At 67.1% G+C, this 11544-nt stretch carries 8 protein-coding genes and 1 pseudogene; all 9 read right to left on the bottom strand.

Annotation, left to right across the window (positions count from 1 at the left end; translation table 11 throughout):
- Positions 1-95: 95 nt before the first annotated feature.
- Positions 96-362 (bottom strand): annotated as a pseudogene (locus MET2598_RS0116790) (transposase); the annotation flags it as partial.
- A gap of 148 nt (positions 363-510) precedes the next feature.
- Entirely contained in the window at positions 511-1845 is a 1335-nt protein-coding gene (locus MET2598_RS0116785; protein WP_018261635.1) for an AmpG family muropeptide MFS transporter, read from the bottom strand.
- A gap of 114 nt (positions 1846-1959) precedes the next feature.
- Positions 1960-2673, bottom strand: coding sequence for a BLUF domain-containing protein (locus MET2598_RS41190; protein WP_157182181.1), 714 nt, complete (start codon positions 2671-2673; stop codon positions 1960-1962).
- 849 nt (positions 2674-3522) lie between these two features.
- Positions 3523-4842: an IS701 family transposase gene (locus tag MET2598_RS0116770; RefSeq protein WP_012333773.1), complete on the bottom strand. Its 1320-nt coding sequence runs from the start codon at positions 4840-4842 to the stop codon at positions 3523-3525.
- Between the two features lie 61 nt (positions 4843-4903).
- The gene (locus tag MET2598_RS0116765; RefSeq protein WP_018261632.1) at positions 4904-6010 is read right to left on the bottom strand and encodes a GDP-mannose 4,6-dehydratase; all 1107 of its coding nucleotides are present in this window, start codon (positions 6008-6010) and stop codon (positions 4904-4906) included.
- Positions 6011-6068: 58 nt separating this feature from the next.
- Positions 6069-7025: a UDP-glucuronic acid decarboxylase family protein gene (locus MET2598_RS0116760; protein ID WP_012333775.1), complete on the bottom strand. Its 957-nt coding sequence runs from the start codon at positions 7023-7025 to the stop codon at positions 6069-6071.
- 951 nt (positions 7026-7976) lie between these two features.
- Positions 7977-9332, bottom strand: a complete 1356-nt coding sequence (locus MET2598_RS0116755; RefSeq protein ID WP_012333776.1) for a polysaccharide biosynthesis/export family protein — start codon at positions 9330-9332, stop codon at positions 7977-7979.
- On the bottom strand, positions 9329-10489 hold the full coding sequence (locus MET2598_RS0116750; protein WP_018261631.1) for a glycosyltransferase family 4 protein: 1161 nt from the start codon (positions 10487-10489) through the stop codon (positions 9329-9331). The genes MET2598_RS0116755 and MET2598_RS0116750 overlap by 4 nt, the downstream gene beginning before the upstream one ends.
- On the bottom strand, positions 10486-11544 hold the full coding sequence (locus tag MET2598_RS0116745; protein ID WP_018261630.1) for a glycosyltransferase family 4 protein: 1059 nt from the start codon (positions 11542-11544) through the stop codon (positions 10486-10488). The genes MET2598_RS0116750 and MET2598_RS0116745 overlap by 4 nt, the downstream gene beginning before the upstream one ends.

Raw genomic sequence — 11544 nt, 5'->3', positions numbered from 1 at the left:
GACGCTGGAGCGCCTCTCGGGCGGGGCCAGCCATCCTGTTTCTAAGAGGTCAAACCGTCGTATCGCCTCCCAGGGCTTGACCCGCGATACAGTCGCCAGTCGATCCACGTGCGGACCGCGTCGGCGGCTTGCCGATCGGTCAGCCCTTCCATGAACTGCAGCAGGGTCGCGAGGGCGAGCCGGACCGGCGCCTCTGCGGGTCGTCCCCGCGCCGGGAACAGGTCGGCGAAGTCGTGATCCTCCATGACCCGATGCAGGTCGTCGGAGAGGCGCATGACCGGATTGCCGCTCGGAAAGATCGCCCGCGCCACCTGCGCCGTCTGATCAGGCACGACATACGTCCGTCTCACGTCGAGCGACATGACCCCCTCCTGATTGGCGTGGGGCCACATCGTCGCTCAACGCGCCGCGCGGATCGTCCTCTCATCGCAGGAGCCGCGCCGAATTCGCCACCAATATCACAGTGAGCAAGAGCCACGAAACGGGGCAATTCCAATCCCAAGACTCCGCTTACGACGCTGCCCTGGGCTGGGGTGGGGCCTCGTCGGAGATGCCGGCCTTGGCCCAGACGTAGAACGCGAGCAGTGCCACCGGCAGGCCGATCAGGGACGTCCAGACGAAGAACCAGGGAAAGCCCGTCCACTCGACGACGAAACCCGAAAATCCCGCCAGCACGCTGCCCGGGAATGCACACAGGGACGTCAGAAGCCCGAATTGGCTCGCCGCATGCTCCTCGGAAGCAAGCGTTGACATGTAGGTGATGAGCACGACTGAGGCGAACGCATACGCGAACCCATCGATGCTGACGGTGGTCGCGAAAGTCCAGAAGGCCGTCCCGCCGTCGCCTCCGTGGGCGGCGAGGTAGGCGAGGCTCAAGTGAGAGGCCGAGCCCGCCACGGTGCCGATCAGCAGGCTCGGCAGCATACCGATCCGCGGGACGAGAGCGCCAGCCAGAAACGTGCCGCCCAGCCCGATCCAGAAGCCGAAGAGCTTGGTGACCGTGGCGATGTCGGTGTTGGAGAAGCCCTGGTGCTTGAACAGCGGGACTGCCATCGCACTCGCGACGTAGCCCGGCATACGGAAACCCGCGACGAGCAGCAGGATTGCTGGCGCCATCGGGCCGAGCCGCGTCAGGAGTTCTCGGATGGGAGCCCAGACCGTGTCGACGAAGCCGGCTCGGGCTTGATGGGGGAGCTGGTCCGACGGCGGCTCGGGTGCCAGCACGGCGGCGAGCATTCCAGCGAGCATCAGCGCGCCCATGCTGAGATAGGCGCCGCGCCAGCCGATCCTGTCGGCCAGAAGCAGCGCGCCTGCGCCAGCCGCGAGGTTGCCGACCCGCCAGCCGATCTCCGTCCAGGACGACAGCACGGCCTGCTTCTCGGGCGGCCGCACGCTGGTGATGCGCCAGCCGTCGATGACGAGGTCGAGCGTTGCGCCGGCGAAGCCCAGGGCCAGGGACAGCGCGATCGTCCAGCCGAGCCAGTTCGCCGGGTCGCCGAACGCGATGCCGGTCAGCATCGCCATCACGCCCGCTTGGGCGACGACGATCCAGCCGCGCCGGCGGCCGAGCACGCTCCCGAGCAGGGGCGGGTCGTAGCGGTCCAGGAACGGGGCCCACACGAACTTGAACTTGTAGGCGAGGGTCAGCTCGCTCAGGAGGCCGATTGTCGCGAGTGAGATGCCGATGTCGGACAGCCATGCCGATTGCGTGGCGTAGACGAGCAGGAACGGAATGCCGGAAGTGAAGCCGAGCCCGAGTGCCGGCGCGATCCGCCGATCCGTGAACAGCGCCGACCAGAACGGCGTCTTCTCAGACCTGACGAAAGCTGGTTCAGTCATGCTCATTCCGCTTCGCTGCCGACCTGCGTGAGCGCCGCCTCACGGATTTCCCGCTGAAGCGGCGAAAAGTTAGGAGCATTCTGGGCATTGGTTCGAGTATATGAGTGTATCAAAATCGTATTATTTGATGGACTTCTCCATCAATGCCAATAATAACATTATCTGCTGTTCCTCTGTGGCAGGCGATGCTGCCTCGATCAATGACTTCATGTGCTGGTCTACGTACTTTGAGGCGCCCGAGTAGGCCAGTGACCAACTGCCGAACCGGCGCTTCGGCAAGCTCGCGACCAGAAAAATGGTCACGTCTGCGTGCCGACTATCGTGCTCGATGTTGTCCATCAGCTGTCTTACTGCCGAGGGATGACCTTCCAAATACTGCGCAAAATGATATTTTGAAGAAACAAGTGCACCGGTGATCCCAACATTCGGATTTCGACTCAAAGATTTCTCGACAATGTCATGAATGTCTGTGCCGGTGGCCAATCTACGGCTGACATAAAGCACACATATCTCGGATGTCCAAACCTGCGTTTTGAACCTCTCTTCGAAGTTGTACGGCGACACGCCCGATGTGGTTTTCGTGACGCGGGCTTCCGGCCCGTGAGGGAGCACGCTGCCTTGCGTGATGGCGATCTCGACCGTTTCGGCGAGCATCGGCCCAGCCGGGTAGCCGTAGTGATCCAGGAGAGCCTTGGCGTCCGCCAACCGCCTGAGGGCTGTGCTCGGCCGCTTGTAGTTTTCGGCGACGAGTTCGCCTGCCAGCGCGAAGGCCAGTTCCTCTGCCAGATGGGCAATGAGTGGCAGAGATTGTCCCATCTTGCGGGCATCGCGCATGCGGGCGCCCCGATCGTTTCGTCCGCTATCTAGTACACAGACGCCGACGAACGCAACACACGCACGTTGGCTAGACACCTGTAAACGCGGGCGAAATCTCACCGCACGGGGCATCGCCTGCTGCCACGGTGCAGTCAAGTCGTTGCCGTGAAGATCGCTATATTGCTGACTGGCGAGTGCAGCCCCGGCGTGGGCCGTGAGCCGAGGACTCGGAGAAGGGAAGGCTTCGAAGCGGCTTCTCGGAAGGTTCGAGATGCGCCGATCGTGTTGAAAAACTCGGGAAGCGGCCGATGCGGTGCTCCACACCAGGCCGCGCGGAGAAGAGCCTTCCGCGCGGACGCGCGCAACCCGATGCAAGTCGGCGTATGGGGAGTCGGAAAGAGGAACTTCTTCCGCGCAGCGAGGCATAGGGCGAGGCGTCAGGCGTCGCCTCTGAGTTTTTCAACACGATCCTCCACTTTCGGACCTTCGCTCGTGGCCAGAGACCGTCACGCCCGCCAGCATCTGTACGCAGTGTATGAGCTTATCACGATCCGGTGCACGGGCTACGGCGGCATCGTGGCAGCCGTCCGGCCTGCCGCTGAAGCACTCGCAGGCGCACGAGGCCGAGACAGCCTCGCGCAGGATCATCAAGACGAGGACAGCTCGTCCGACCGTGTCATACCAAATCCGCTTGATCCCTTCGGGATGGCGGATTCGGGCTTCGCTCAGGCGCCGCGCGGGCTGGTGATACGGGATCCGCTTCGATCAAGCGGATCCCGGATCATGCATCCGCGGTGGCAGCAGGGACATCGCTGACGCGATTGCACCGGGGCATGCGCCAGTCTCCGGCGTCGGCTCTCGACGGAATCAGGCCCACGACGCGCGGGCCGGGTCGGGGGTGCCGCGGGATCTGTCACCTGCGGGTCGGTCGGGCGTGTGGAGCCTGGCGAGCTCGGGGCCCGCGGGGGAGAACCGGCCCCGTTCGCAGACCAGGAACCCGTACGCGGCAATGCACAAGCTGGCATGGTGATGAAAGCCGCGCCAGCCCCGCCCCTCGTAGTGACCGAGCCCGATCTCCTGCTTCAGTTCCGTGTAGTCCCGCTCGATGCGCCAGCGCAGCTTCGTCCGGCTGACGAGCTCGGCCAGGGACGTCTCGGCCGGCAGGGTCGAGATCCAGTACTGCGTCGGTGCATCCTCGCCGTCCGGCCACTCGATCAGGACCCACTCCTCGGGACCAGGCCCGCGTCGCTGCTCGTCGCGATGCGCCGGGCGCACCCGCACCGCCGCGAAGCGCGACGCCGAGAGTCCGTTCGTGCCCGCACGCCACCTGACCTCCTGCCAGGCCGCGTCCGGCAGCGCGCGTGCCAGCGTCTCGGCCGAGAGCGGCTCGTGATCGGGGCTGCGCCGCATCCGGGTCGGCGGCCGACCACGCCCGCTCCAGGGCTCGGGCGGCAAGGGCGCCGTTCCGGGCGGCCACAGGCCGGTCGAAGCGGCAATGCCGAGGCTGTAGCGCAATCCCAACGCCGTCAGGGCCGTGCGGAATGCCGCATCGCTCCCGTATCCGGCGTCGGCCAGGACGAGACCGGGCGGCACACGCTCGGCCCGTGCGGCCCGGATCTGATCCAGGGCGATCTCCGGCTTGGTCTGGAAGCCGATCTCCTGAGGCACGCCGGCCTTCATGCGCCGCTGCGCATCGTGAGCCCACGCTTCCGGCAGGTAGAGGCGGTAGGCGATCGGCAGGCTGGCCTGGCCGTTGGCCAGCGAGAGCGTCACGGCAACTTGGCAGTCATCCTGTTTGCCGACCTGGCCGCAGGATTGCCGGCCCACGCCGACCGAGTGCCGGCCCTTCCTGGGAAAGCCTGTATCCTCGACGATCCAGGCCTGGATCGGGCCCCGGCTCTCGATGACGGGCAGAACCACGGCGCGGACCCGAGCCAGCAACGCGGCGTCGGACCACTCACCGTTAGCCACGAAGTGGTGCAGCACCTGATGGGTGGCCTGAACGCGGGCAGGGGCGATCTGGGCCGCCATCGGCGCGATGCTCTTGCGCGTGCCCGGCAGGAGGAGACCGGTGCAGTAGGCCTTGAGCGGCGCGATCCGGTCCGCATGGCCAAGGACGTCCGAGAGGGTGCCGACGTAGGCGCCGAAGCGCGGCTGGCCAGCCAGGACAGTGTTCAGGGGATCCATATCTCGCTCCTGCACGAGATCGAAGCGCGACCATACGGCCCAAACTCGTGACGCAGTCGCATCAGTCGTTCGGCATACAACTGGTGGTGGCAATGTGCGGTCGACGCGCCCGTGAACCCGTGGGACCCTTGCGCAGCGACAGCGAGGCGCGCGGATCTCGCGTCACCGGTCTGCGCGCGGGCCGGGGCCGGCTCCCGTCGCGAGAGTGCCGGTGAAGATCGGCATCGACCATCTCGCGCACCATCTCCTCCAAGCTCACCGTCGGTTCCCAGCCCAGCACCCGTCGCGCCTTCGCGGCATCGCCGATCAGGACATCGACCTCGGCGGGCCGGAAGAGATCGGGATCGATCACCAGATGGTCGCTCAACGACAGACCCACGTGGCCGAAAGCGATCTCGCACATCTCCCGGACCGTCACCGAGCGTCCCGTCGCCACGACGTAATCATCCGGCGCGTCCTGCTGCAGCATCAGCCACATCGCTCGGACGTAGTCCCGGGCGTGACCCCAGTCGCGTCTGGCGTCGATGTTGCCCAGCCTCAGGTCACGCGCCATTCCGAGCTTGATTCGTGCCACGCCGTCGCTGACCTTGCGCGTGACGAATTCGATCCCCCGCAATGGGCTCTCGTGATTGAATAGGATGCCGGTCGAGGCATGCAGACCGAAGCTCTCACGGTAGTTGATGGTCATCCAGTGCGCGTAGAGCTTGGCAGCCCCGTACGGCGAGCGGGGGTAGAACGGGGTCGTCTCGCACTGCACCGGCTGCTGGATGCGACCGAACATTTCCGATGACGATGCCTGATAGAAGCGCGCATCGGGTGCGGCGAGTCGCACCGCTTCGAGAACGTTCGCGCAGCCGAGACCGGTGATCATACCGGTGAGCACAGGTTGCATCCACGAGGTGTTGACGAAGGACTGCGCTGCGAGATTGTAGATCTCGGTGGGCTGGACGCTGCGCACGACGCGGATCAGGCTCGACAGGTCGGAGATGTCGCCGTCGATGCAGTGAACGCGATCGGCGATGCCGAGCCATGCGAGACGCTGAGAGCATCGATCCTGCGCGCTCGAACGTCTGGTCACGCCATAGACGGTGTAACCCTTGCTCAGCAAAAACTGAGCCAGATAGGCACCGTCCTGTCCGGTAATTCCAGTGATGAGAGCCGATTTCATCGCTTAATTATCCGTCCGACAACATGTTTGATGTGATGATTTAGCTTAACAAATTCGATCATGCATCGAGCTGCTTGCGAAAATACTCGATGGTGCGGATGAGGCCTTCGCGGAGATCGATCGTTGGTTGCCAGCCGAGGACCTTCTTGGCGCGATCGATGTCCGGTTTGCGCTGGCGCGGGTCGTCCTGCGGAAGCGGCCTGCGGACGATCTCGGAGCGCGATCCTGTCAGTTCGACAACCAGTTCGGCAAGATCCCGGACCGTAAACTCACCAGGGTTGCCGAGATTGATCGGCCCTGTCACCGTGGAGTCCGTCTCCATCAACGCGATCAGGCCTTGAACGAGGTCGTCAACGTAGCAGAAGGATCGGGTTTGGCGGCCATCACCATACAAAGTGATGTCCTTGTTGCTGAGTGCCTGGACGACGAAGTTGGAGACGACACGGCCGTCGTCCGGATGCATGCGCGGGCCGTAGGTGTTGAAGATGCGAGCGACCTTGATCGGCAGCCCGTGCTGACGATGATAGTCGAAGAACAGCGTCTCGGCGCAGCGCTTGCCCTCGTCGTAGCAGGAACGAGGGCCGATGGGATTGACCCGGCCCCAGTAGTGCTCGGCTTGCGGGTGCATCTCGGGATCGCCGTAGACCTCGGACGTTGATGCCTGCAGCACCTTCGCCTTCACGCGCTTGGCGAGCCCCAGGACATTGATCGTTCCAAGGACGCTCGTCTTGGTGGTCTGGACGGGATCGAACTGGTAGTGCACCGGGGATGCCGGACATGCGAGATTGTAGATCTCGTCCACTTCCACATAGAGTGGGGATGTGATGTCGTGGCGCAGCAGCTCGAACCTGGGATTCTTCAAGAGGTGCTCGACGTTCTGACGGGCTCCCGTGAAGAAGTTATCGACGCAGAGGACCTCGTGGCCTTGCTCGATCAGACTTTCACAGAGATGAGAGCCGAGAAAGCCGGCGCCTCCGGTCACCAGGATGCTCTTGATGCGTCGATGCGATGTCATGGTCTCGATTTCCCGTTCATCTCAGGATCCTGCAGATCCGGTTTCAGGACGATCCAGGCCGCCATCGACTGGCATGACCTTGATCGATGACGCTGCCGATCCCTGCGAGTCAGCGGCGATCTCACCCCCATGAAGCGCGGTCGCGCCACGGGATCACCCGTACGGGGATCCGGCGTCGCACCGCGGCGTGGCCCGTGGGCTGCCCGCCGTCGCTCGTCCGGACTCGACACGCCTCGCGCCGACGATCGGGCCCGTACCCGGCAGGGCGCTTCCCGGCCCTGCCGTCGCGGGGCCGCGACCCTGCCGCGTGTCACGCACCGGAAGTGCCGGCACGGTTTCGTCTGCTTGCTTCGGGCCGAATGGCATCTCGGCCACCTGCCGTGTAGACGCCACCATGACCGGCGAACGAACTCGTCGCCGCCAAATTTTTTGTATTCGTGATGCGATAATCTCGGTTTTCAAGCCGCTTCAAGCAGTCGCCGATGGCGGACAATCCAGTATACGGCGAAAAAGGCGGCCGAGGGCGGCCGCCATCTGCTTCGACGGAGCGCAGCATGTCAGGCGAGTTGCAGGGGTGATCTGCCGAGCCGGTGGTTCATGCAGCCGCACGCCGTCCGATCGGCCGGCGAAGGGAATCCGGGCCAGATGCGCAGGCCGCGCCGGGACCGCCCCGAGCCGGCGATCGGATCGTCCGGCGGATGCTCCGTCGCTCCGGCAAGGCCCGCCGGGCTTCTGCCGGCGAGGCGCCGCGCCCGCGCGACGGGCGCTCCGAACCCCGACCGGGCCGTCGCAGGCTGGATCCAGCAGCGAGCGGGTGTGCCGGCTCGGCCTGAGCACGACGCGACCGGTCCGGCGGGCGGCACCGTCCCCGATCGGGGCCCGGCGGGCCGGTGCGGGTCCGGCGGGCGCGTGTCCGCTCGGAGACCCGCCCGCCGGCTCGCCGCATCGGCCTTATCGCGAGCCTGCCGGGCGGAGGGCCGCCGCGATGTCGCCCTTGATGGGCGCGCCGACGCCCGCGGGCGACGGGGATTTGGGCGCCGGCGCGGCGGGCGCGCGGGGAGGCGCGGCCTGGGCGTTTCCGGCCCGCGTCTCGGCAACCCGCTCGGCATCCGCGCTCGGCACCGGCTCGGCCGCGATCTGCACGAGATCGCGCGGCATCAGCCGCGTATCCGCGTCCGCCTGCAGGACCTGCACCGTGCCGCCCGTCTCGCGGCGGATCGTGAAGACCGGGACGCGCGCCCGCCCGCCGCGCGCTTCCGAGGCGCTGACAGCCGTGCGTCCCACCTCGGCGCGGCGGCGGATCGGGAGCAGGCTTTCGCGCAGGCTGACCAGCTCACGCTCGACCTCGGCGAGCTGCCCGGAGGCCTCGATGGTGCGGGAATTCTCAAGGTTCGCCGAGGTCTGCTCGGCGATCGCACCCTGGAGCTTCGTTTCCGAGATCCGGCGCTCGATCTCCCGCTGATCGTTCTCGATGTCGATGATCGAGCGCTTGAGCGCGAGCAGCCGCGTGACCGGCACCAAGCGGGCGGTCTCGGAATCCCCGCCGATGGCCGCCAGCTCCTGCTGCAGCATGGTGAGCTGCAGGCCCTTCTTGGCGAGGCTCGCCTTGAGCGCGGCCTCCTGCTCGACCAGGATCTGGGACTGCCGCTTGAGGTTCTTGATCTCGCCGGTCATCGCCTCGCGGCGCTTGGCGAACAGGTGCATCTCGCGCGTGAGAAGCACCTCGGCCTGGGCCGGCTTCAGGCCTTCGGCCCAGCCTTCCGGCACGTCGAAGCTCGGTGCGGACGCGGCTTCGGCGCTGAGCCTGGCCCGCCGGAGGATCGCCGCGGCCAAGCGGCTCTGCGTCTGCTCCTCCTGCTCGACCGCCCGGTAGGCCTCGAAGACCAGGAGCGGGCCGCCATTCTCGAGCAGGCGTGGGGCGCCGCCGGCGAGCACGTAGGCCTTCGCCGCCGTCAAGTCGGTCGCCCAGGCATAGCGGCCCGGGTTCTGGACAGCGCCGCCGACGAAGATCGGAGCCGTCTCCAGGACCGTCACGGTGACGCGCGGCTCAAGGATGCCGGCCCGCTCGCGGCAGGCCGCGATGAGGCGGGCCTCCACCTCGTCGATCGTCTGGCCGGACGCGCCGACGCTGCCGACGAGGGGAAGGCGCAGGTTTCCGTCGCCATCCACCTTGAGCGCCAGGGACATGTCCGGCCGGCCGAACACGCGCACGTCGACCCGGTCCTCCGGCCCGAGCCGGAACGAATCCGCGCTGGCGGGCAGGCTCAGGACAGCGGCGAGTGCGAGACCTGCGAGAAGACGCTTCATACCGACCTCCGTTGTGCGCCGTCGAGGACGGCATCGATCGTTTGGACGAAGCGCGGCCACGTGAAAGCGGCCGCGCGTGCGGGCCCTTGCGCGCCCAACTGCCGGGCCAGATCCGCGTCCTGCGCGATGCGGCGCAGGCCGGCCGCGAAGGCGGCGGGCTCGGGTTCCACCAGCAGACCTGTGACGCCGTCCAGCACGGTCTCGCGCAGGCCGCCCCGGTTGCAGGCGAGCACGGGCCGCCCATGGGCCATCGCCTCGACCGGCGTCAGTCCGAAATCCTCGTTGAAGGCCGGGGCGAGGACCGCCCAGGCCTGCGTGTAGAGGGCGCGCATGCGCTCGTCCGACACCACCGTCTCGAACACGATCCGCTCGTCGCCGCCGGCCAGTTCCTGCAGCTGTGCGAAGTACGGACGGCTCTTGGCGTCGACCATGCCGGCAATGTGCAGGCGGAATCGCTGCAGCGCGGGCGGTGCGTCGCGCAGGAACCGGCGGAATCCGTCGATGGCGAGCTCGATGTTCTTCGTCCACATGATGCGGCCGGGGAGCAGGAACATCGGCTCGGAGGCGCCTTCGGGCACCGCGAGCCTCGGCTCGACGCCCGGATAGGCGAGGTGGATCTTGGATTCCGGAAAGAGACGATTGTCCGCGACGCGCCGCCGGACGGTGTCGGCGATGCAGATGACCTCGTCGAAGTTGCGCCACGCCATGCGATCGACGAGGCGGAACACCGTCTCGGCCGCCCGCTTCACGGGGCGGGCCGGACCGCCGCGCGCCAGCAGGCGATCGCGGTAGACCTCATCGTAGGTCGCCCGCAGCGGCGTGAAGCACAGGTTGACCACGGGCTTGCGGCGGTTCGCGAAGGTCAGGAGCGGGCCGAGACCATCGCAGCAGACGAGAACCGCATCGTGCTCCGCCGGATCGAGGCGGGTCCGGACGATCGACAGCGCGGCCGCGGTGACCGCCGAGTAGGTCCGCTCGACCGAGACCCGGGACAGTTCCGTGACGCCCATCCCGTCGAGTTCCGGGAAGGTTCCGCGTGGATCGAAGTGGTTGGTGTAGATGCGGATCTCATGGCGGCTTCGCCGCTTGATCTCGATCAGCGCCCGCTCGATCCCGCTGCGCAGGTAGACCCAGGGATAATAGACAGCAACTCTCATCGCGGTGCCTCCGGGTAGGGCAGCCTGTGGGCGAGAAGTGTTCGGTACAGGCCGAGGACCACGTCGCCGCTGCGCTCCCAGTCGTAGGCGCGGGCACGCTCGCGGTTGCGGGCGCCGAGGGCGAGGCAGAGGTCGCGGTCGTCCCAGAGACGCTGCACGGCCGCGACCATGCCGGCCGCGTCCCCCGCCTCGACCCGGACGCCTTCCGCGCCCTGCCCGGTGGTCCCGATGACGGCGCAGCCGCTGGCCATCGCTTCGGCGACGACGATCCCGAAGGTCTCGGCGTGCGAGGGAAAGAAGAAGATCCGCGCTTGACGGAGCAGGCGCCGGTAGCGGTCACCGCGGCTCTCGTGCACGGTGAGGTTCTCCGGTGCCGCCGCCCGCAGCGCCGCGATGTCCCCGCCCCAGCCGACGGCAACGAAGCGGATATGCGGGCAGGCCCGGGCGACCGCGAGCAGTTCGGCGACCCCCTTGCGGGCCTCGAACTTGCCGGCGAACAGCACGAAATCCCCTTTCGGTTCGGGCGATGCCTCCTCGAAGAAGGCTGGATCGACACCGGGCGGGGCCAGCACGACGCGGTCGCCCGGCTTCCCCCGCGCGAGGGCGAGGGAGTCCTCGCTGAGGAAGATGCGGCCCTGCGCCGGGAGGGCCACGAGCAGGCGCTCGACCGCACGATAGCCCAGCGCGACCGGCTCGGAGCGCATGACCGACCATGCGCGGCCGAACAACGCCATGTACTCGCAGACGAGAGGACGGCCGGTCAGCCGCGCCGCCACGAAGGCCGGCAGCATCGCGTGGTAGGTGAAGGCGTGCACGAGATCGGCCGAGCGCGCGGCCTCGATGAAGGCCGGAAGCCCGAAGGGCAGGGCCCGGCGGCGCAGCGGCAGGCGCCGCGTCGGCACGCCCTCGTGGTCGCCCAGCGCCGGATCGCCCGCGCAGATCACCTGGACCTCGATGCCGCGCGCGCGCAGATGAAGGGCGCGCCGGTGGGCCAGAACCTCACCGCCGCCGCCGGAATCGGGCAGATAGCGTTCATGGGCGAGGAGGACGCGCAT

It is taken from the genome of Methylobacterium sp. WSM2598, from assembly GCF_000379105.1.
Taxonomy (GTDB): domain Bacteria; phylum Pseudomonadota; class Alphaproteobacteria; order Rhizobiales; family Beijerinckiaceae; genus Methylobacterium.
Note: the sequence above shows the minus strand (reverse complement) of the source record. Positions and strands in the feature narration are given on the sequence as shown.

What these genes read in the sequence shown, in the direction of transcription:
- MET2598_RS0116745 (WP_018261630.1), bottom strand. Translation starts at nt 11,544, where the DNA reads ATGCGCGTCCTCCTCGCCCATGAACGCTATCTGCCCGATTCCGGCGGC.
- MET2598_RS0116755 (WP_012333776.1), bottom strand. Translation starts at nt 9,332, where the DNA reads ATGAAGCGTCTTCTCGCAGGTCTCGCACTCGCCGCTGTCCTGAGCCTG.
- MET2598_RS0116750 (WP_018261631.1), bottom strand. Translation starts at nt 10,489, where the DNA reads ATGAGAGTTGCTGTCTATTATCCCTGGGTCTACCTGCGCAGCGGGATC.
- MET2598_RS41190 (WP_157182181.1), bottom strand. Translation starts at nt 2,673, where the DNA reads ATGCGCGATGCCCGCAAGATGGGACAATCTCTGCCACTCATTGCCCAT.
- MET2598_RS0116760 (WP_012333775.1), bottom strand. Translation starts at nt 7,025, where the DNA reads ATGACATCGCATCGACGCATCAAGAGCATCCTGGTGACCGGAGGCGCC.
- MET2598_RS0116765 (WP_018261632.1), bottom strand. Translation starts at nt 6,010, where the DNA reads ATGAAATCGGCTCTCATCACTGGAATTACCGGACAGGACGGTGCCTAT.
- MET2598_RS0116785 (WP_018261635.1), bottom strand. Translation starts at nt 1,845, where the DNA reads ATGAGCATGACTGAACCAGCTTTCGTCAGGTCTGAGAAGACGCCGTTC.
- MET2598_RS0116770 (WP_012333773.1), bottom strand. Translation starts at nt 4,842, where the DNA reads ATGGATCCCCTGAACACTGTCCTGGCTGGCCAGCCGCGCTTCGGCGCC.